A 21,572-nucleotide genomic window follows, 5' to 3' on the forward strand; every position below is an offset into this window, starting at 1 on the left:
GGCTTGGCATCTGCCGCACCTCGCTCGCCGTATCGGCACTTAGAATTATGCGGTATTGCCATAAAAAATCCTGCAAACAGGATAGCGGTCCCGTTTGCAGGTCATTCAGCTCAAAATTTAATAGGTGATGATCACGCCCTGGTCCTGTGCGTAAAAGCTGCACAGACCGCTGCAGGGCACAATATCCACCCGCGCATCCGGCCATTTGGCGTGGATGCCGTGTTCCAACAGGTTGGCGGCGTTCTGGTTGTTGCACTCGCTGATCAGCACCGGGCGCACACCATCGTAACCGTCCTCGTCCATCTGTTCCAAAATCTTGGCAAGCACCCGCGCTTCGCCGCGCGTCTTAAAGAAAAAGTCGATTGTGCCATCTTCGGTGCGGCGGCCCAAAACGCGCATGTTCAGCCGCCCGGCAATAAAGCCCACCACGCGGCTGACCCGCCCGGCTTTGGCAAGGTTATCAAAGCTGGCCAGGGCAAACATAATATGCCCTTTCTGTGCCCAGTTGGCCAGCTCAATGCAGATGGTATCAAAGTTGGTTCCTATCCGGATCAGCTTGTTGGCCAGCTCTGCTGCACCGGCCAGCGCGCCGGAACAGCTCAGGGTATCCAACACAAAAATCTGCTTTTCGGGGTGTTCTTCCAGCACCATCTCCCGCGCGGCCAGCGCGGCGTTGTAGCTGCCCGAAAGATTATGGCTGATGGTCAGCGCAATGCTTTTGTCCGCCATCAAAAACAGCTCGGCCCATTCTTCCGGGCTGGGGCAGGCGGTGGCGCTGGCGCCGTTATAATCCGTCATGGCCTGCAGCATGGCTTTGGTGTTCAGGGTGGGCAAGTCCACAAACTCGCGCTCGCCAACGCGAATCTTGAATGGAACCAATGCAAACTGAACCCCCGGTGCAGTGTCCGGCAGGGTACGGATCTCACAAGAAGAGTCCGATGCGATCATCCATTCCATAAAAAGTCCTCCTGTAACGCAGGCAAAAAGCTGCGTAATCAGCCGGAACAATCCGGCATTTTTTTGGCGCGCACGTGGCCGCCGTGCCGCGGCGGGGCCAACCCCCAGGCCGCGGATACTATTTTCTAATTCTATTATACGGGCCGCCCAACAAAGCGTCAAGCAAGAAAAAACAGCAAGTGTAAAAATTAGCGCCTTTTCCCGGCGGGCTATTGCGCCAATGTGTACAGCGGGGTATAATATCTATATCTGTTGCTTTTGCCCTCCGGCGCGCCGGGGCTGCTGATAAAAGGAGAAAATAACCCTATGGCTGATTATTACCACTACCGCCAAAAGATAGAAAAACAGCGCCGCCGCCGCAACGCGGTAGTTGCCCTGATGGTGGTGCTGATCATACTGTGTGCAGCTGCAGGCTTTTTCTGGATGTCCCGCCACAATCAACAGGCGAACACCCCCCAGGCGGAGCCTACCATGCCCACAGCGGAAACTGCTGCCACGGCAACCCCGGAGCAGCCCGAACCCGCCGCTCAAACGCCGGGTAACCCCCAGCGCCTGCTTCCCGCCGTGGATAACGCCGCGTGGGATACAGCCACCCCGGTGGAACAGACCATAGATCTGGAGTACCTGAACACCGATTCCCGCATGGCCGCCCTGCCTGCCCTTGGCACCGTGGAGCGCAGCCACTTTGACACCGTTACTTTTTTGGGCGACAGCATTACCGAGGGCATGGAGTGTTATGCCACCGGCTACCAGAACGCCCATGTGCGTGCCTATCGCGGTGCCGGCCCGGAAAGTGTTGTCTATAACACCACCGTCAAGGATCACATCCGCAATGTGCAGGAACCGGCCTTTGACGCCGTGGTGGAGACCCAGCCCGATGCGCTGTATATCCTGTTCGGCACCAACACCCTGGTCAACGGCAGCGAGGACACCGCCACGAAGTTCATCACCTATTATGAAAAAATGATCGACATGTTCCACGAAAGCCTGCCGAACGTACCGATCTATGTGCAGTCCATCCCCGGCGTTCAGGAATGGGTCAAGGATTCCAAGCCCGGCTTGCAGAATGACCGCATCAAGCTGGTCAACAACCTGCTGGCTAACATGGCGCTGCGCAAGGGCTGCTACTTTGTCAATATTGCCGAAGCCCTGAATCAGCCCGATGGCAGCCAGATTGACGAATACGAAGCCGATGGCATCCACATGCAGCCGGTAGGCTATACCGCCTGGTGCAACTACCTGGCAACCCATACGGCATGGGATCGCCGCAACACCTATGCGGGCGAAAATCCGCTCTATATCCTGGGCAGCTGATGCTGCCCGCGCCTTTATGCGGCATCAACAACATAAGTACAACAAATGCACTGCCAGCCCCCGTTTTGCCGTGGGGCAAGGCGGTGCATTTTGTTCTATTTGCATAGAAAAACGGCGGGATATTTCGCGGTATTAAATCGTTTTTTGTCTAGTTTAACAAGGATTCCTGCAAATGTGTGTCAATTTTACACAAATCGACCCAGCAACTTACGAAAATTTTAGCGCTTTATTACAGAAATCTCTTGAAATTCCGCTGCAAAACAGGTAATATAAATATAGCAAAAACAAATTGGGTGCAGTTTATGCCGGAACAGGCAGCAGGAACAGGAATTTGTGCTGTTCTTTGTATCATCGGCGCATAGCCTGCCTCAATCAGAGGTGTTTCCGGAAACCTAAGGCAACACCGCACAATTCCCGCCTGACGGCTTAAGCACCGCTCCGGCGGCTGCGGCACGGCATCTGCGTTGCCAAAATGCTCGATAAGACATCCAGTATTATCTGCGCTTTTGGCCTAGCATCTGCCGCACCTCGCTCGCCGTATCGGCACTTAGAATTATGCGGTATTGCCCTGGGAACATGATCAAAGGGGCAGCCCGGTCGGCGGTAAACCGGCGCGGTGCATGCCAAAAGGGGAGATTACAAGGTGAAACAAACACAGTCAGCGGCGAAGCCTTCCGATTTGCCAGTTTACCTGTTCCATCAGGGCAATAACTTTGAAGCCTACCGCTACTTTGGCAGCCACCTGGAAGAGCAGGATGGCCAGCCCGGCGCGGTGTTCCGCGTGTGGGCACCGCACGCCAAAGCAGTTTCCGTTGTGGGCGATTTCAACAGCTGGGTGCCCACCAGCCATCCGATGGAAAAGGTGTCAGACGGCATTTGGGAGTTGTTCATTCCCGGCATCAAAATCTATGATGTTTATAAATACTGCATTACCACCCCGGCGGATGAGCTGGTGTACAAGGCTGACCCGTATGCGTTCCATGCCGAAACCCGCCCGTCCAACGGCAGCAAAGTTTTTGATATTTCCGGCTTTGACTGGCACGATGCCGCGTGGGAAGATGCGCAGAAGAAAAATGATGTGATCAACGGCCCGATGAGCATCTACGAGCTGCATGCCGGCAGCTGGAAAATGAAGGAGGACGGTGTCCCCTATAATTATTCCGAACTGGCGGATCAGCTTGTGCCTTATATTAAAGATATGGGCTATACCCATGTGGAGCTGCTGCCCATTACGGAATATCCGTTTGACGGCAGCTGGGGCTATCAGGTCAGCGGTTACTTTGCCCCCACCAGCCGTTACGGTACCCCGCACGACTTTATGGAGTTTGTGGATAAGCTACATGCGGCCGGTATCGGCGTGATCCTGGACTGGGTGCCCGCCCACTTCCCCAAGGATGCTTACGGCCTGTACATGTTTGACGGCGGCCCCTGCTATGAGGACCCCAACCCCCGCCGCGGTGAGCATAAAGAATGGGGCACCATGGTGTTCAACTTTGGTATGCCGGAAGTGGAAAGCTTCCTGGTATCCAGTGCGCTGTTCTGGATTGAGCAGTACCATGTGGACGGTCTGCGTGTGGACGCAGTGGCCAGCATGCTGTATCTCGATTACAACCGCCGCGATGGCGAGTGGGAACAAAACGTAAAGGGCGGCAAGGAAAACCTGGAAGCCATTGCGTTCCTGCAAAAGTGCAATACGGCTATCCTGGGCCGCCACCCGCATAAAATGATGATTGCCGAAGAATCCACCGCATGGCCGCTGGTTACCAAACCGGCAGCCGATGGCGGCCTTGGCTTCAACTTCAAATGGAACATGGGCTGGATGAACGATATGCTCAGCTACATGAAGACTGACCCGCTGTTCCGTGCCGGCAACCATAACAAAGTTACGTTCAGCTTCTTCTATGCGTTCAGTGAAAATTTTGTCCTGCCCATCAGCCACGATGAAGTTGTGCACGGCAAGTGCAGCCTGATCAATAAGATGCCCGGTGATTACGAAGCAAAGTTCGCCAACCTGCGCACCTTCTATGGCTATATGATGGCCCATCCGGGCAAAAAACTGCTGTTCATGGGCCAGGAATTCGGCCAGTTCATTGAATGGGACGAGAAAAAGCAGCTGGATTGGATGCTTCTTGGCTATGATAAGCACCATGAGCTGCAAACCTACGTCAAGGATCTGAACCACTTCTACCGTGAGACCGCCTCTCTCTGGCAGGTCGATTACAGCTGGGAAGGATTCCAGTGGATCGTGCCGGATGATAACAAACAGAGCGTGATCGCGTTCCTGCGCCGGGACGCCAAGGGCAAGATGCTCTTGGTTGTCTGCAACTTTAACCCCGTCCTGCGCGAAAGCTACTCGATGGGCGTGCCCAACCCCGGTACATACAAAGAGCTGATCAACTCGGATGACGTCAAGTATGGCGGTACCGGTGTCAAAAATGGCAGCGTAAAGAGCGTCAAGGGCCCGATGCACGGCTTTGACCAGCATATTGAGGTAACCCTGCCGCCGCTGTCCACCATCTATTTCAGCGTTCCCGCTGCCCGCAAAAAGGCAGGAAAGCCCGCCAAGGCAGAAACTGCCGAGGCAGCCAAACCCGAAAAGGCAGCCAAGCCTGCGGCCACCAAAACTGCCGCCCCCAAAAAGCGCACAGCCAAACCCGTGGCAACAAAACCGGCTGCTAAAAAGCCCAGAGCGGCAAAAACAACCAAGCCCAAAACACCGGTAACGGAATCGTAAACGTCTGGTGTGTAAGGACGGTACCGGCGGCAACCCGCAGCCGGTGCGGCCCGTGGAGATAAACAAGTTTAAGGGGAGAACAATTATGGCAAAAGAAATGATCGCAATGATCCTGGCTGGCGGCCAGGGTTCGCGCCTCTACGCGCTGACCCAGAAGCTGGCTAAGCCGGCGGTTCCGTTCGGCGGTAAGTACCGTATCATCGACTTTCCGCTGTCCAACTGTGTCAACTCTGATATTGACACCGTTGGCATCCTGACCCAGTATCAGCCGCTGGTCCTGAATGAATACATCGGCAACGGCCAGCCGTGGGACCTTGACCGCCTGCATGGCGGCGTCCATGTGCTGCCGCCCTACCAGCAGGCCACCGGCTCTGACTGGTACAAGGGCACTGCCAACGCAATTTACCAGAACATTTCCTTCATTGACCGTTATGACCCGCAGTACGTCATCATCCTGTCCGGCGACCAGATCTGCAAGCAGGATTACGCTGATTTCCTGCGCTTCCACAAAGAGAAGAACGCCGAGTTCTCGGTTGCCGTTATGGAAGTGCCTTGGAGCGAAGCTCCGCGCTTTGGTCTGATGGTTACGGACGAGAATGACCGCATCAGCGAATTCCAGGAAAAGCCGAAGAACCCCAAGAGCAACCTGGCTTCCATGGGCATTTATATCTTCAACTGGGATATCCTGAAAAAGTACCTCACCGAGGACGAAAACGATCCCAACAGTGAAAACGACTTCGGCAAGAATGTCATTCCCGCACTGTTGCGTGATAACCGCCGCATGTACGCTTACCGTTTCAGCGGCTATTGGAAGGATGTCGGAACCATCTCCAGCCTGTGGCAGGCCAACATGGAGGTTCTGGATCCGACCCATTCCGGCATCAACCTGTTTGATGAAAACTGGAAGATCTACTCCCGCAACTCCGGCCGCCCCTGCCAGCGCATTGGCACGGACGCTGACATCGTGAACTCGATGATCACCGAAGGCTGCCAGGTTGACGGCACCGTTAAAAACTCCATCCTGTTCCCCGGCGTTGTGGTCGAAAAGGGCGCTACTGTTGAAGCAGCCGTTGTTATGGGCGGCACTGTCATCAAGGCTGGCGCAAAGGTCGAACACTGCATCGTGGCCGAAAATGTCACCATCGAAGAGGGTGCTACCGTGGGCAAAATGCCGGAAAGCGGCCTGAATATTACCGAACCCGGCGATGTTGCAACGGTTGGCTCCGGTGTCAAGATCGGCAAGGGCGCAACGGTTGGCCCCAAGGCAATGATTTCCAATGATGTAAAGGATGGTGAGGAACAATGGTAAGCAGCAACGCAAACGCACTGGGCGTCATTTTTGCAAACTCTTATGATAACCTTGTCCCCGAACTGGTAGCGGAGCGCACAATGGCCTCCATCCCGTTCGCAGGGCGTTACCGCATGATCGACTTTGTTCTGTCCAACATGGCAAACGCCGGTGTGGATAATGTTTCGGTCATCGTCCGTAAAAACTATCATTCCCTGATGGACCACCTGGGCGCAGGCCGTGAATGGGACCTGACCCGCAAGCGCGGAGGCCTGAACATTGTTCCGCCTTTTGCAGAGCGCAGCATCAAGCTGTACAGCGGCCGTGTGGATGCACTGGCCAGCGTTCTGAACTGGCTGAGGGACCAGAAAGAGCGCTATGTGATCCTGTCTGACAGCAACATTGCCATGAACTTCGACTTTAACAAGCTGATCGAAGCTCATGTCAAGTCCGGCGCAGACGTTACCATGGTATACAACCGCGGAGAAATCCCCGATGGCGCCCGCACCGATAACTACACCATCCGCATTGATAATGGCCGTGTGGCTGAGCTGCTTTCCAACGATTATCGTCCCGGCGTTCAGAATCTGTCCATGAACCTGTACATCATCGAGCGCGAAAGCCTGATCCAGCTTGTCCGCGATGCATCTGTGCGCGGTCTGGTCTATTTTGAGCGCGATATCCTGGCCCGCAACCTGAGCCTGCTGAATGTTCAGGCTTATGAGTTTGACGGCTATGTGGCCCGCATCAGCGATATGAAGAGCTACTTTGACGAGAACATGCGCCTGCTGCAGGCTGGCAATGTCGATAAGCTCTTTAACGAAGGCAACCCCATCTACACCAAGATTCGTGACGACAACCCCACCCGTTACCTGGAAGGCAGCAAGGTCAAGAACAGCCTGCTGGCTGACGGCTGTGTGGTGGAAGGCACCGTTGAAAACAGCGTGCTGTTCCGTGGCTGCCAGATCAAGAAGGGTGCTGTTGTGCGCAACTGTGTGCTGATGCAGGATACCGTTGTGGAGGAGAATAGCTCCGTTGAGTATGTGGTTACCGACAAGAATGTCCACATCACGGCAGATAAAAAGCTGATCGGCACGGATTCTTTCCCGGTGTTTGTTGCCAAAAGGCACACGGTGTAACCTGATTACGCCCTGAACTTTCCCGCCAACTCTCCCCGGCGGGTAGTTTGCAGGAAAGGGCGGGGGAGTGAACACGCTTCTCCGCTCTTTCCTTATTTTATCATAACAGCCTGCCCGGCAGGCGTTGCAAACAGCCGCTCCAGCGGCTCTGCAAGGAGGTACCCATGAAAATTCTCTATGCAGCCAGCGAGGCTGCACCGTATGCAAAATCCGGTGGTCTGGCCGATGTTGCCGGTGCATTGCCCAAGGCTCTGGTTCATGACGGCATTGACTGCCGCGTTATCATGCCCCTGTACGGCGATCTCAAGTTCAAGGATACGCTGACCTATGTTACCAATTTCAGCGTGCCCGTGGGCTGGCGCAGCCAGTACTGCGGCCTGTTCAAGGCCGAGCATGACGGCGTGACGTTCTACTTTATCGACAACGAATATTACTTTAAGCGCAGCGGCCTGTATGGCTTCTATGATGACGGCGAGCGTTTTGCTTTCTTCTCCCGCGCTATTCTGGAAACCCTGTTCTATACCGACTTTGAGCCGGATATCATCAACTGCAACGACTGGCAGACCGCCCTTACCCCGGTTTACCTCAACCTGTACTACCGCCACTTGGATAAGTTCAACCACATCAAGACGGTATTCACCATCCATAACATTGCCTACCAGGGCAAGTATGGCATGGATATCCTGGAGGATACCTGCGGCATTGGCGCACGCGATGCCCACATTGTGGAGTATGATGGCTGCGCCAACTTTATGAAGGGCGCAATCGAGACTGCTGATAAGGTCACCACCGTCAGCCCTACCTATGCACAGGAGATCCTGGACCCGTGGTTCAGCCATGGTCTGGACGGCCTGCTGCGCCAGAAGCAGTATAAGCTGTGCGGTATCCTGAACGGTATTGACGTGGATGTTTTCAACCCCGCCACCGACCCGGATATCCCGCAGAACTATGATGCCAACACGGTTCAGCAGGGCAAGCCCGTCTGCAAAGCAGCTTTGCAGGATGAGTTCGGCCTGAACAAGGATGGCAGCCCGGTCATGGCCATGGTCACCCGTCTGGTCGGTCACAAGGGCGTTGACCTGGTGCGCAGCATTGCCGAAGGTCTGCTGCAGCAGGGCATTGAGCTGGTGATCCTCGGCTCCGGCGAAGCCCAGTACGAGAACTTCTTCAACGAGCTGTGCGCCCGCAACCCCGGCCGCGTTGGCGTGTACATTGGCTTTAACGCCAAGCTGGCCCAGCGCATTTATGCCGGTGCCGATATCTTCCTGATGCCGTCCCGCTCCGAACCCTGCGGCCTGGCCCAGATGGTATCCTGCCGTTATGGCACCATCCCCGTTGTGCGTGAGACCGGCGGCCTGCGCGACTCCATCCACGACTCCGGCGATGGCTATGGCAATGGCTTTACCTTTGCCAATTACAACGCCCACGAGCTGTACGAAGCCTGCTGGCGTGCCAAGGAAGGCTACTGGAACAAGGAAGGCTGGCCCGTGCTGGTCAAGCGCGCCATGGAATGTGATTTCAGCTGGTCCAACTCTGCCAAGAGCTATGAGGGCCTGTACAATGAGGTCGTGAACCTCTGGTAAGTCTTTGGGAAGCTGTTCCCTAATGAGTTAAAATCAAATCCCACTGTGTGCAGCCTGAAAAGCCGCATACAGCGGGATTTTTGTTTCATTGGGATTGGTTCGGTGAAAAGGAAAACGGAAAGAATAGATACGCCCGTGCGGCAGCATAACAGCGTGACAGGGGAGACGAACCGAATGCTTCCAGAACGCAGCACAGGAATTTCGAAAAAGCCAGCCATCCGGAAATGAAGAAATTTCGGATTTTTTGCCACAATTTGCCGAACATGTGTTACAATAGTACCGGAATTTTGGCCGTGGCATTAAGGAGAATCCCATGCCCGCGGTCAATCGGGAAAGGAAACATAACAGCAATCCTATGGGGAAAAGAAAACATTGGTATTTACCGTGCATCGCCCCGGCACTGGCCGCGCTTTTTCTGGCGGGCTGCGGCGCAACGGTGGATTTGAATGAACAGGCCACAGCCGAAACCGCCATGGCCGTGCAATGGGTGCCCAATGGCAGCGTTTATGCTACTGCGGCGGAAGAGCTGGAATACTGGTCCACAGCCCAAAAGCTGGAATCCGCCCTTGCCGCCACGCGGGAAACAGCCCCCAGCGGAGACTTGAACGAGCTGCTGGATGAATTCTGCGCCGCGCAGCCGGGCAGCTTTTCGCTTTACCTGCAAAATCCGGCAACGGGGGAAAGCTATACTTATAACACGGATGCCCTGTATTACCCTGCCAGCCTGCTCAAGCTGCCCTATGCGTTCTGGCTGTGCGGCCAGGCCGATGCCGGAACACTGGACCTGGAAGATGAACTGCCCAACCAGTTCCGCGGCTGTTTGTCTGATACGGCGCTGCAAGCCTATAACGATGCCGAGACCATCCCGGCCAAAGCCGCCATGCGTGCTATGATCGCCCACAGCGATAACAACGCCGTCACCCTGTTGACCACCCACTGGCCAGCCAATGAATCCAGCGGCTTCCAGCAGTTCTTGGCGGATTACGGCTTTGCCTATGCCGCAACCTGCGACCTTACCCCGCAAACCGGCATTATCGGTATGGCTTCCACTGGCGAGTTTGCCAACATTGTGTCCGCGGTGTATGATTATCTGGATTCAGACAGCGCCGCCGCAGCCTACCTGAAAACCTGTATGCTGGCCGCTGACCATGATATTTTGTATGTGCCGGATGGCGTGCCTGCCGCCAAAAAGTATGGCAGCTGGGATTACGCATATCACGATGTTGCCATTGTGTATGCCAAGCATCCCTACTGGATTGTTTGCATGACAGACCAGGGAGATGAAAATGTAGACTTCCCCGAAGAACCCACCCAGGCCATGCAGACCCTTGGCCAGCTGGTGTATGAATACTGGAACCCATAAACCACGCCAGCGCCGTTTCAAGAAAGGAGCCGACCTTTGCCAAACAAGAAAACTGCCGCCCAGCGCCAACCCTATGTGGACGCTATGAAAGGCTTTGGCATCCTGTGCGTTGTCATTGGCCATTTTATCGAGTATCACCGTGGTACCGCGCCGGGCATCAACGCACTGTTTACCTGCATTTACCTGTTCCATATGGCAATTTTTTGCACAGCCAGCGGCCTGGTGGCTAAGTTCAGCCTGCGCAAGCTGGTCACGCAGCAACTATGGCTCTACCTTATCAGCCAGGCGGGCATCACGGCGTTCCGTGTGGCTGCCCTGAAAGATAACATTGTGGATCAGGGCGGCTGGCTGCAAAATGTACTGCTGCCATGGCGGCACATGTGGTATCTGTACGCCCTCATGTTCTGGATGCTCACCGTGCCTTTGCTGCGCGCCATCCAGCGGCGCGGCCTGCTGGCCAGCACCGTAGGGATGGCCGCGGCCATTGCCATAGGCCTGTTGGGCGGCTGTGTCAACTGGCCGTTTGATCTGGGCCGTGTGTTTTCCTTTTTCCCGTTCTTTGCATTCGGTGTGTTGTTTGCAGAGCCGTTCCGCAGCTGGCAAAAGCGCTGGTATGCCTGGGGCCCGCTGGCGGCAGCCATCGTGGTGTTTTATACCGTAACCGTCCAGCGCATCGTCACCGCCGAAACCCCGGTGTATGAGGGAGCCCGCATCTTCCAGTCCGACGCCTATGCGGTGGGCGGCTACCTGATGCAGGATCGCGCAGTGTTCTACCTGCTGGGCTTTGGCACCGTGCTGGCCATCACCCCCATTCTGGGGCTTATCAAGCCGCTTGCCAGCCTGGGCCAGCGAACCCTGCCCATCTACATCCTGCACATGCCGCTGTACGCGCTTCTGGTTCAACTTGGCTGTTACGAAGCCTGTGCTTCCCACGGTCTGCCTGCCGTTATTACCTGGCTGTGCTTTATCATCCCCGCGGTGGTGGCCCTGTGCGCCAGCGCCCCGGTGTGTGCCATCCTGAACGGCATTGCAAACATCTGGTACAAAACGCTCCCGGCTCTCTTTTCCCGCCGTGGATAAAGCGTTCGCAGATGCGTTTATCCAACCGCAATAAAACAAATAAAAGAGCAAAAAAATAAACCAGGCGTGCTCTGCAAAGCAATCGACTTTGCAAAACACGCCTGGCTTTATTTTATAAAATCACTTTCAGGGCCAACGTGAAAGAATCAGCCCTCCGCCAGGAATCACTGCTCGTCCTTGTGATCCAGCAGCTTTTCCATGGTGTGCCAGCCCAGCACCGCGCACTTTACGCGGGCCGGCATGTGGGAGATATCCTGCAGCGCACCGGCTTCTTCCAACTTTTCAATGTCGGCATCGGTAGCTTCGCCCTTAATCATCTTCAAAAAGGTCTCGGCCAGGTCTTTGGCTTCATCCACGCTGCGGCCAATGATCATGTCCAGCATGATATCTGCCGAAGCCTGGGAAATCGCGCAGCCGTCACCAACAAAGCTGCCGTCCTCAATCTTGCCGTTTTCTACTTTCAGCTGCAAAATAATGTCATCGCCGCAGCTGGGGTTCACACCCTCCAGCGTCATGTTGGCGCCGGGCAGCGGCTTTTTATGGGCGGGGTAGAGGTTGTGGTCGGTCAGCACCTCATTATAAAACGTACTACTCGGCATAACCCATTTCCTTTCTTACGCCGCCCAGCGCCGCCAGAAAGCGGTCAATGTCAGCGGTGGTGTTATAAAATGCAAGGCTGGCGCGTGCGCAGGAACGCACACCCAGATAAGCCAGCAGCGGCTGTGCACAGTGGTGCCCGGCACGCACGTCCACATGGCAGCTGTCCAGAATGGTGGCAATGTCGTGCGGGTGTACGCCATCCACCGTAAAGCTCAGAATGCCGCAGTGCTTGTCCGGGTCATCGCTGCCCAGAATATTCACACCGGGGATCTTCTTCATGCCTTCATAGGCATAGCGGGTCAGGGCCTGCTCCTGGGCGTGGACATTTTCCAGCCCAACGGATTCCAGATAATCAATCGCTGCAGCCAACGCAACCGCGCCGCCTGCATTCACGGTGCCGGCCTCAAATTTGTGGGGCAGCTCGGCATACACAGCGCCATCGCGGGTGACGGAATCGATCATCTCGCCGCCGGTCAAAAACGGCGGCATGGCATCCAGCAGCTTTTCCTTGCCATACAAAACGCCAATACCCATGGGGGCCATCAGCTTGTGGCCGGAGAATGCAACAAAATCAGCATCCAGAGCCTGCACATCCACTTTCATGTGGGGGGCACTCTGGGCGGCATCGACCAGCACAACACCGCCGTTGCGGTGTACCAGCTCGATCACTTTCTCTACCGGGTTTACGCAGCCCAGCACGTTGGAAACATGGCCAATGGCGGCCAGCTTTACCTTGGGGCCGATGACGGCTTCCAGCTTTTCATCCGGCAGGCTGCCGTCTTTTTCGCATTCCAGGTAAACCAGCTTGGCACCGGTCTGGCGGGCAACCATCTGCCACGGCAGCATGTTGCTGTGGTGCTCCATGATGGTGATGACGATCTCATCCCCGGCATGGATGTTGTTCAGCGCATAGCTGTAAGCAACCAGATTGATGCTTTCGGTGGTGTTGCGGGTAAAGATGATCTCGGCATCGCTGCGGGCGTTCAGGAACTTGCGTACCCGCTCGCGGGCGGTCTCGTAACGGTCAGTCGCCTCCACGCCCAGTTCATACAGGCCGCGCAGGGGGTTGGCGTTGGCCTGCTCGTAAAATTCTTTCTCTGCCTGCAAAACGCTGGCCGGGCGCTGCGCGGTGGCGGCGCTGTCCAGATAGGCGACGTCCTGCTGCATCAGCAGGGGAAAGTCCTTTTTATAATCCACAAAATCAAAGCTCATCGGTGTGCGCCTCCATGAATTTGTGTGCTTCTTCCGCCAGTGCCTCCGGCAGCAGGTCAACTACGGCCTCAATGCGGGCGCGGGCCAGCAGGCTGCGGGCAGCCTCTTCAGGAATGCCGCGGCTGGCGAGGTAGAACAGCATCTTTTCGTCCAGGCGGCCGATGGTTGCGCCGTGGTTGCCTTCCACATCCTCTTCGCCGCACAAAATCAGCGGAATGGTCTGGTTGACCACGCCGTCGCCCAGCAGCAGAACGTTCTCCTGCTCCTGGCCCTTGGCGCCGGAACCGCCGGGCAGCAGGTCAATGCTGCCGCGGAACAGCTTGAATGCCTTACCGGCCAGTACGCCGGTGGAATCCATCTCGCAGGTGGTCTTTTTGCCACGGTGGCGGGCTACATAGTTCATGTCCAGGCGCTGTTCGCCCTGGCCCAGGTAGCCGATCCTGGCGGTAAAGTTGCTGCCTTTGCCGATCAGATCGGCGGCAGCACCGGCATACAGCTTGCCGGAACCCAGTTCCAGCTTGGTCAGCTCAAAGCTTGCGCCGTCTGCGCAGGTGGTGCCGATATCACTCAGGCAGGTAAAGCCATTATCCAGTACCTGCACCATCGAAAGCTTGACCACAGCGCCAGCCTCGGCCTTGATCTTGATCTGCAAAGCGGCCAGGCCCTCGCCAGCGATCTCATTGCGCAGGATCACAGCCACCTGCATGGTGCTGCCAGCCTTGGCTTCCAGGTACAGCCGGTCCCCGGCGGGGGTGCCGGGCTGGTAGGTATAGGTGATAACCGCGGGGGCATCCATCACTTCGTTTTCGCCCAGGGTCAGGTACTCTGCTGGGCTGTTGGCCAGAAAACGGTCAACGTCGGTGCCCATGCCGGTCTCCATGGCCCAGTCCTGTGCAGCGCTGCTGCGGGCCAGCTGTGCGGTCTGCACAAAGCTGGGGGCGGCACCCACGGCGGGGGCGTTTGCTTCCAGCCGGGCTGCATTCATTTTCAGCCAGTTCCACGTCAGAGCGGGAAGCCGGTTGACGGTCATTGTTTCATTTGCCATACTCCCAACTCCTTTGCTCACCCAATGCTGCCCTTCATCTCAAGGCGGATCAGGTTGTTCATTTCCATTGCGTATTCCAGCGGCAGTTCCTTGGAAACATTATCCGCAAAGCCGCTCACGATCATGGCGCGGGCTTCCTCTTCGGGGATGCCGCGGCTCATCAGGTAGAACACGGCGTCATCACTGATGCGGCCAATGCGGGCTTCGTGGCCCACGTCAGCATCGGGGGTGCGCACGTCCATTGCGGGGATCGTGTCCGAACGGGAGATGGTGTCCAGCATCAAAGACTGGCAGGAAACCGCAGCCTTGCTGTTCTTGGCATCCTTGTTAATGACCACCGCGCTGCGGAAGGTGCTGATGCCGCCGTCCTTGGAGATGGACTTGGTGTTGATATAGCTGGAAGTATCCGCGCCGGTGTGAACAACCTTGGCGCCGGTATCCAGGTTCTGGCCATGACCGGCGAAGGTTATGCCGGTGAACTCCATGCGGGAGCCCTTGCCCTTCAGGATGGTCATGGGGTACAGGTAAGAGGTGTGGGAGCCAAAAGAACCGGAAACCCATTCCATCACGCCGCCCTCTTCTACAATGGCGCGCTTGGTGTTCAGGTTGTACATGTTCTTGGACCAGTTCTCAATGGTGGAATACCGCAGCTTGGCGTTCTTGCCCACAAACAGCTCCACGCAACCGGCGTGCAGGTTGGCCACATTGTACTTGGGGGCAGAGCAGCCCTCGATGAAATGCAGCGAAGCACCCTCGTCCACAATAATCAGCGTGTGCTCAAACTGGCCAGCGCCGGGGGCGTTCAGGCGGAAATAGGACTGCAGGGGAATCTCCACATGCACATGCGGCGGAACATACACAAAAGAACCGCCAGACCATACCGCGCCGTGCAGGGCGGCAAACTTGTGATCCGTGGGGGGAACCAGGTGCATGAAATGGGTGCGGATCATCTCGGCATAAGGGCCGTGCATGGCGCTTTCCAGGTCGGTGTAAATAACACCCTGCTCCGCAACCTCTTTTTTCACGTTGTGATATACCAGCTCGGAGTCATACTGTGCGCCGACACCGGCCAGGCTGTCACGCTCGGCCTGGGGGATACCCAGCTTTTCAAAGGTATCCTTGATGTCGGTGGGAACTTCGCTCCACTTGGCGCTCATTTTGGTGTTGGGGCGCACATAGGTGATGATATCATCCATGTTCAGCTCATCAATCGGCGGGCCCCACTCCGGGATACCGGTCTTATTATAGATCTCCAGAGATTTCAAGCGCAGCTCCAACATCCAGTCGGGGTCGTTCTTCTCACGGGAAATCTGCTCTACAATGGCGGGGGTCAGGCCAGCGTCTACCTTGTAGGCGTCTTTTTCCTCATAGCGGAAATCATACAGGCTGCGGTTAATGTCCTCAACCTGAGATTTTTCGCGTTTTGCTTCGTTTACTTCTGCCATATAATTCTCAGGCCTCCGCCATCTTTTCAAAGCGCTCGTAGCCGTTCACATTGATCTCTTCCACCAGGCTGCCATCGCCGTTTGCAGCAATCTTGCCGTTGACCAGCACGTGGGTGTAATCAACAGACAGCGCATCCAGAATGCGGGTGCTGTGGGTGATGATCAGCAAAGCGCCGTTGTGGTCTTTCTGGTATTCTTCCACGCCTTTGGAAACCAGGCGCACGGCGTCAACGTCCAGGCCGGAGTCCGTCTCGTCCAGAATGGCGAGGGAGGGCTTGAGCATCATCAGCTGCAAAATCTCGGCCTTTTTCTTTTCGCCGCCGGAAAAACCAACGTTCAGGCTGCGCTCTGCGTAAGAAGCATCCATCTGCAAAATGTCCATGCAGCGGGCCAGCTCTTTCTTGAAGTCATAGTAACGCACATGGCCGACCTTCTGCTGCAATGCGCTGCGGATAAAGCCTTCCAGCGTCAGGCCGGGAACTTCCAGCGGCTCCTGGAAAGAAAGGAACATGCCGGCCTTGGCGCGCTTATCGGTGGATTCATGGGTGATATCCTCGCCCTTGAACAGGATCTGGCCACCGGTCACGGTATATTTGGGGGCACCCATCAAAACATAGCCCAGGGTGGATTTGCCTGCGCCGTTGGGGCCCATCAGCACATGGGTTTCGCCCTTGTTGATGGTAAGATCCACGCCGTGCAACAACTGTTTGTCTTCCACGCGTGCGGCCAGACCGGTTACGTTCAAAACTTGCTCTGCCATAAAAACTGCCTCCTGCTCGCTTTATAATAAGGTGAGCGTTTGTATTTCAAAAAGCCGCAGGCAAACCCGCAGCTTGGTTCGGCGTCCGGTGCAGCCATCCGTTTGCAGCGCAAAGCAGGCAGGCGGCGGTGTGCCGGGCACCTTTGTTATTTTCATATCCTATAAAAACTCTAGGATTAACGGTGCTTATTATATTCCAACAATTTCTTTGCGTCAAGGGCAAACCGCAAAAACTGGTACAAACCCTGCAATTTTGCACCAAAAATGGACGAATCGGGCGATTTTTGGCGTTCGGTGACCACAGAAATGGCGGTTAGGCATAACAAATGCGAGCCGGCCCCGCCCACCGCTTTCCAATCAGTGTTGGCCGTGGCTGCAGCGGTTATGCAAAGGGGAACCCCACAAAAAAAGAAGAGCCTTACCGGAAAATCCGGTAAGGCTCAGCCAGTGCCGCCGACCGGGATCGAACCGGTACGATGTTTCCACCGAGGGATTTTAAGTCCCTTGCGTCTGCCAGTTCCGCCACGGCGGCTAACTGTATGGTATTGTAACGCAAAACGGGGGAATTGTCAATCCGCAAAGCCCTGCCGCCCAGAGTGTAAAAAAGCGAATGGTTTATTTGCGGCGAACGGCAAAGCAGCTCACTTCATGTGGCAGTGTACCCGCTATTTTATGGCAATACCGCATAATTCTAAGTGCCGATACGGCGAGCGAGGTGCGGCAGATGCCAAGCCAAAAGCGCAGATAATACTGGATGCTGCAAAGGTGAGCGCCGCCAGTGGCGGAAACAGCGAACCGAAGCAGGGGCAGCGGTCGCAGAGTGCGAGGGGCTTTTGCCCCCGAAGCACGATGCGGGTACCGCAACCCGACATTATCGAGCATTTTGGCAACGCAGATGCCGTGCCGCAGCTGCCGGAGCGGTGCTTAAGCCGCAAGGCGGGAATTGTGCGGTGTTGCCTTATATGTGATGTGTTTTTGTATCCGCCCACATCACACATCTTTCATATCGTGCGGTGCGCCGCCGCCGACACGGGGAATCGTGCAATGCCGCAGGTAATGCAGGAACATCAGAGAAGAGATGCTCCAGGTCAGAGGGTATGCCCAGAAGATGACCCCGATATCATGGATAAAGTGCAGCGTTACCGTAATGTAAGTAATGCGCAATGCGCACCAGACCGCCAGCATAACGGCCATGGGCACAATGGGGCGGCCCAATCCGCGCAGGATGCCAGCGCAGCAGTGGCTGAACGCAAGCAAAAAGTAGAACAGCGCAATGGTGTGTGCCTGCCGCACGCCAAAGGCGACCACATCGGCCTCGCTGCTGAACGCACCAATCAGCCAAGGCGCCAGCAGGTAAACCGCAACGCCGACGCACTCGGCCAGCGTAATCGAACAAATCACGCCAAAACGCATACCCTTGCGCACGCGGTCAGGTTTGCCCGCACCCACATTCTGGCTGACAAAAGTGGCCAGTGCCATCGAAAAGCAGGTGACCGGCAGGAAAGCAAAACCTTCCACCTTGCTGTAAGAGCCGCACCCGGCCATGGCCAGTGCGCCAAACGAGTTGATGTTTGCCTGCACAATAACATTTGCCAGCGAGACGACCGAGCTCTGGATGCCGGAGGGCAGGCCCTGCAAAATAACGCCATGCAGCATGGGGCCGTCAAACCGAACCTTGCGCCAGCTCACAGCCCAGGCTTCCTTGCTGCGCATCAGCTTGGAGAATGCCAGAATGGCACTGACTGACTGGGAGATAATCGTGGCAAATGCGGCCGCAGCCACGCCGTACCCCAGTACGCCGATAAACAGTAGGTCCAGCACAATGTTAATGAGCGATGCTGTAATCAGGTACTTCATAGGGCTGCGGCTGTTGCCGACCGATTGCAGAATGCTGGCACCCACATTGTACATGATCACTGCAATGGAACCCAAAAAATAGGTGCGGAAGTAGGCGACCGAGTTGCCGATAACATTCTCCGGCGTGCCCATCCAGTGCAGGATCTGCGGGGTCAAAATCACGCCCACAACCGTCAGCACCGCCCCGGCGGCCAGGCCCAGCGCCACCGTGGTGTGGATGGCTTTTTCCAGGCTCTCCCAGTCCTTTGCGCCAAAGTAGCGGGCAATCAGCACACCGGCACCCAGCGCTACGCCGTTCACAAAGCCGGTCAAGAGGAAAATCAGGCTGCTGGAAGAACCAACTGCCGCCAGCGCCTCGCCGCCCAAAAAGTTGCCCACAATCAGCGAGTCTGCCGCGTTGTACAGCTGCTGGAACAAATTGCTGATAAAAATAGGGATCGCAAACAGCAGCATGCCGCGCGCTACACTGCCTTCGGTCAGGGAATTACTCTTGTTTTGCTGTGCCATCTTGTTTTGTTACGCTCCTAAATCTATGTTTTCTTATGGCAACACCGCACAATTCCCGCCTTGCGGCTTAAGCACCGCTCCGGCGGCTGCGGCACGGCATCTGCGTTGCCAAAATGCTCGATAATACACAAAGTATTATCTGCGCTTTTGGCTTAGCAGCTGCCGCACCTCGCTCGCCGTATCGGCACTTAGAATTATGCGGTATTGCCTTATATCTTACACCAAATTTAGATAAAATGCCATTAAACAACCAAAAGCAGCGGCAAGCCAAAGCTGCCGCCGCTGCAAAATTATGTTTGCGCCGCTGGTAAATATTATGCCTGCTGCCCGGTTGGAACATATTGCAACACGTTTTCGGAAACATGGGTGTTGAAAAATTGGATCAGCGGTCCCAGGCAGAACGCACAGATCAGGGTGCCCAGCCCCAGCAGCCCGCCCAGCAAAAAAGCCAGTAATGCGCACAGCGTATCCGTAAAAAGGCGGCAGCAGAAATAGGGGAGTGGCGTGTGGTCCCGCAGGCCCAGCGCCAGGTAATCATACGGGGCAACCCCCAAATCGGAGGTCTGGTGCAGCGAAATGCCAAGTGAGGTGCACACCACCGCTGCAGCCACCCACGCCAGCTGTGCGGGCAGGGTAGCGGCCTGTGCAAAATGCACAGTGAGGAAATCATAGAAAAACGTGATGATAAACCCACAGCAAACGGCATTTGCAACGGTGCCAAAGCCGACATATCTGCGGCCCCAAATCATCTGCATCGTGAAAAATACCGCGTTATAAATCAGGTTCTGTACGCCAAGGGGCAGCCCGGCAAGCTCCGCAGAGCGGATGTTGAGCGCGTTGAAAGGGTCGTTGCCCAGATGGGCAAACTTGAAAAGGGCAACACCAAGGCTGATGATCACAATGCCCACCAGCATACCGGCCACGCGCCGGAAGGTGACATGCTGTTCCATAACTGTACTCCAGTTGTGCTGCCCGGCCGGACAAAAGTTGAGCTCATGAATAAATATGCGTACAACTTATTACAACAAAAGTGTAACATGTCAACGCTGAAAGGTCAATATAGAAATCTATGGCTGGTTATCCATTCTTCTTTACCTGCTTTTGGGCCAAAAACCGCCTGCTTTTTGTGGGAAAAATTTCAAAACTGCTTGTATATTGTGGCCGTTTCGTTTATACTAATATGTATATCTGAAAACTGTATGCTCTGTGCATACAAGCGGACACAAGAGGGAAACGTACTTGGACCTGCCCTGTGCGCGTGTAGCACCATGGCAGCCCACGATCTAGGGGGAAATGATTATGGCAAATTATTTTGAAATGTCCAAAGACCAGCTCCGTGCAGAAAAGGCTGCGCTGGAACAATCCTATGCCGAGTTCAAGGCCAAGGGCCTTAAGCTCAACATGGCCCGCGGTAAACCAGGCCCTCATCAGATGGACCTGGCCATGGATCTGCTGAAAATGAGTGACTATACCACCGAGGATGGCTATGATGCCCGCAATTATGGCAACTTGGAAGGTTTGGAAGAAGCCCGCGCCCTGTTTGGCGATGTGATGGGCGTTAAGCCCAGCGAGGTTTTTGTGGGCGGCAACTCCAGCCTGCAGCTGATGTACAACCTTATCAGCATAGGTCATACCTTTGGCTTCCCGGAATCCCCCTGCCCGTGGTCCCAGGTGGAGCACCGCAAGTTCCTCTGCCCGGCCCCCGGCTATGACCGCCATTTCAAAATCACCGAGGAGTTTGGCTTTGAGCTGATCACGATCCCCATGACGCCGGACGGCCCCGATATGGATATGGTGGAAAAGCTGGTTGCCGAAGACGACACCATCAAGGGCATCTGGTGCGTACCGCAGTACTCCAACCCCGATGGCTATGTCTACAGCGATGAAACCATCCGCCGCTTTGCATCCATGAAGACCGCTGCCCCGGATTTCAAGATTTTCTGGGACGAAGCCTACATTGTCCACCACCTGACCGATGAAATCATCGAGACCCCGGTGCTGCTGAATGAAAGCAAGCAGTATGGCACCGAGGACCGCGTTTTCATGTTCACCTCTACCAGCAAGATCACCTTCCCCGGCGCTGGTGTTTCTGCCTTGGCATGCAGTGAAAAATCTTTGGCTTATATCTGCAGGCGCTTCTCTGTCATGATCATCAGCTATGACAAGATGAACCAGCTGCGCCATGTCCGCTTCCTGAAGAACAAGGACGGCGTGCTGCAGCATATGGCCAAGCATCGCCGCCGCCTGGTGCCCTGCTTTGACGCAGTCAAAACCACCTTTGCCCATGAGCTGACCCCCTGCGGCGATATCGCCCACTGGACCAATCCCAAAGGCGGATACTTCATCAGCCTGTATGTCATGCCCGGCTGTGCCAAGCGTGTAGCCCAGCTCTGCAAGGACTGCGGCCTGACCCTGACCGGCGCCGGCGCAGCGTTCCCTTATGGCATTGACCCGCAGGATTCCCACCTGCGCATTGCCCCCACTTACCCCAGTCTGTCTGAGGTAGAAACCGCATCCATGCTGCTCACCGTCTGCGTGCGCCTGGCTGTGGTCGAAAAGCTGCTGGCAGAATAAAATAAGCAGCCATCCTATCATAGTTAAAACAGGTACGCCCGGTTTTCCCGGCCGGATGCGCCTGTAAAAAAGGGAAAAAGCCGCCTGCTTTCCGGCAGGCGGCTGCTTCCCTGC

At 55.7% G+C, this 21,572-nt stretch carries 17 protein-coding genes and 1 tRNA gene; 9 read left to right on the forward strand and 9 right to left on the reverse strand.

What is annotated here, in order from left to right:
* Positions 1-117 precede the first annotated feature (117 nt).
* On the reverse strand, positions 118-957 hold the full coding sequence (locus tag PG062_RS08985) for a DegV family protein (RefSeq protein WP_270752041.1): 840 nt from the start codon (positions 955-957) through the stop codon (positions 118-120).
* Between the two features lie 306 nt (positions 958-1,263).
* On the opposite strand from PG062_RS08985, the gene PG062_RS08990 reads away from it, so the two are divergent.
* From PG062_RS08990 to PG062_RS09020, 7 genes are all read left to right on the forward strand, one after another.
* Complete coding sequence (locus PG062_RS08990; protein WP_270752042.1) at positions 1,264-2,271, forward strand: SGNH/GDSL hydrolase family protein; 1,008 nt, start codon at positions 1,264-1,266, stop codon at positions 2,269-2,271.
* Positions 2,272-2,914: 643 nt separating this feature from the next.
* Complete coding sequence (gene glgB / locus PG062_RS08995; RefSeq protein ID WP_270752043.1) at positions 2,915-5,005, forward strand: 1,4-alpha-glucan branching protein GlgB; 2,091 nt, start codon at positions 2,915-2,917, stop codon at positions 5,003-5,005.
* Positions 5,006-5,090: 85 nt separating this feature from the next.
* Positions 5,091-6,314: a glucose-1-phosphate adenylyltransferase gene (locus PG062_RS09000; RefSeq protein WP_270752044.1), complete on the forward strand. Its 1,224-nt coding sequence runs from the start codon at positions 5,091-5,093 to the stop codon at positions 6,312-6,314.
* The gene (glgD, locus tag PG062_RS09005) at positions 6,308-7,432 is read left to right on the forward strand and encodes a glucose-1-phosphate adenylyltransferase subunit GlgD (protein WP_113999427.1); all 1,125 of its coding nucleotides are present in this window, start codon (positions 6,308-6,310) and stop codon (positions 7,430-7,432) included. The genes PG062_RS09000 and glgD overlap by 7 nt, the downstream gene beginning before the upstream one ends.
* 164 nt (positions 7,433-7,596) lie before the next feature.
* Positions 7,597-9,015, forward strand: a complete 1,419-nt coding sequence (glgA, locus tag PG062_RS09010) for a glycogen synthase GlgA (RefSeq protein ID WP_270752045.1) — start codon at positions 7,597-7,599, stop codon at positions 9,013-9,015.
* 355 nt (positions 9,016-9,370) lie between these two features.
* Positions 9,371-10,378 carry a serine hydrolase gene (locus PG062_RS09015; RefSeq protein ID WP_270752046.1) on the forward strand — a complete coding sequence of 336 codons (1,008 nt, stop codon included), beginning with the start codon at positions 9,371-9,373 and terminating at the stop codon, positions 10,376-10,378.
* A 36-nt stretch (positions 10,379-10,414) separates the two neighbouring features.
* Positions 10,415-11,458, forward strand: coding sequence for an acyltransferase family protein (locus PG062_RS09020; protein WP_270752047.1), 1,044 nt, complete (start codon positions 10,415-10,417; stop codon positions 11,456-11,458).
* A 164-nt stretch (positions 11,459-11,622) separates the two neighbouring features.
* On the opposite strand, the gene sufU is transcribed toward PG062_RS09020, so the two are convergent.
* The 7 genes from sufU to PG062_RS09055 all read right to left on the reverse strand — a co-directional run bounded on the left by sufU (position 11,623) and on the right by PG062_RS09055 (position 18,884).
* On the reverse strand, positions 11,623-12,057 hold the full coding sequence (gene sufU, locus PG062_RS09025) for a Fe-S cluster assembly sulfur transfer protein SufU (RefSeq protein WP_113999431.1): 435 nt from the start codon (positions 12,055-12,057) through the stop codon (positions 11,623-11,625).
* Positions 12,047-13,270: an aminotransferase class V-fold PLP-dependent enzyme gene (locus PG062_RS09030; protein ID WP_270752048.1), complete on the reverse strand. Its 1,224-nt coding sequence runs from the start codon at positions 13,268-13,270 to the stop codon at positions 12,047-12,049. Before PG062_RS09030 ends, sufU begins: the two co-directional genes overlap by 11 nt.
* The gene (locus PG062_RS09035) at positions 13,260-14,315 is read right to left on the reverse strand and encodes a SufB/SufD family protein (protein ID WP_270752049.1); all 1,056 of its coding nucleotides are present in this window, start codon (positions 14,313-14,315) and stop codon (positions 13,260-13,262) included. Before PG062_RS09035 ends, PG062_RS09030 begins: the two co-directional genes overlap by 11 nt.
* Positions 14,316-14,332: 17 nt before the next feature.
* Positions 14,333-15,760 carry a Fe-S cluster assembly protein SufB gene (sufB, locus tag PG062_RS09040; protein WP_270752050.1) on the reverse strand — a complete coding sequence of 476 codons (1,428 nt, stop codon included), beginning with the start codon at positions 15,758-15,760 and terminating at the stop codon, positions 14,333-14,335.
* A gap of 7 nt (positions 15,761-15,767) precedes the next feature.
* Positions 15,768-16,520, reverse strand: a complete 753-nt coding sequence (gene sufC / locus PG062_RS09045; RefSeq protein ID WP_113999435.1) for a Fe-S cluster assembly ATPase SufC — start codon at positions 16,518-16,520, stop codon at positions 15,768-15,770.
* A gap of 448 nt (positions 16,521-16,968) precedes the next feature.
* Positions 16,969-17,052, reverse strand: a tRNA-Leu gene (locus PG062_RS09050).
* A gap of 458 nt (positions 17,053-17,510) precedes the next feature.
* Complete coding sequence (locus PG062_RS09055) at positions 17,511-18,884, reverse strand: MATE family efflux transporter (RefSeq protein WP_270752051.1); 1,374 nt, start codon at positions 18,882-18,884, stop codon at positions 17,511-17,513.
* Between the two features lie 113 nt (positions 18,885-18,997).
* Between PG062_RS09055 and PG062_RS09060 the strand changes: the two genes are divergently transcribed.
* On the forward strand, positions 18,998-19,195 hold the full coding sequence (locus PG062_RS09060; protein ID WP_270752052.1) for a hypothetical protein: 198 nt from the start codon (positions 18,998-19,000) through the stop codon (positions 19,193-19,195).
* Positions 19,196-19,198: 3 nt separating this feature from the next.
* Here PG062_RS09060 and PG062_RS09065 read toward each other — a convergent pair whose 3' ends face one another.
* Positions 19,199-19,834 (reverse strand): YczE/YyaS/YitT family protein, encoded by a 636-nt coding sequence (locus tag PG062_RS09065; protein WP_270752053.1) that lies wholly within the window; start codon positions 19,832-19,834, stop codon positions 19,199-19,201.
* A gap of 349 nt (positions 19,835-20,183) precedes the next feature.
* On the opposite strand from PG062_RS09065, the gene PG062_RS09070 reads away from it, so the two are divergent.
* On the forward strand, positions 20,184-21,458 hold the full coding sequence (locus tag PG062_RS09070; RefSeq protein WP_270752054.1) for an aspartate aminotransferase type Ic: 1,275 nt from the start codon (positions 20,184-20,186) through the stop codon (positions 21,456-21,458).
* Positions 21,459-21,572 lie beyond the last annotated feature (114 nt).

The sequence above is a fragment of the Gemmiger qucibialis genome (assembly GCF_027689445.1).
Lineage (GTDB): Bacteria > Bacillota > Clostridia > Oscillospirales > Ruminococcaceae > Gemmiger > Gemmiger qucibialis.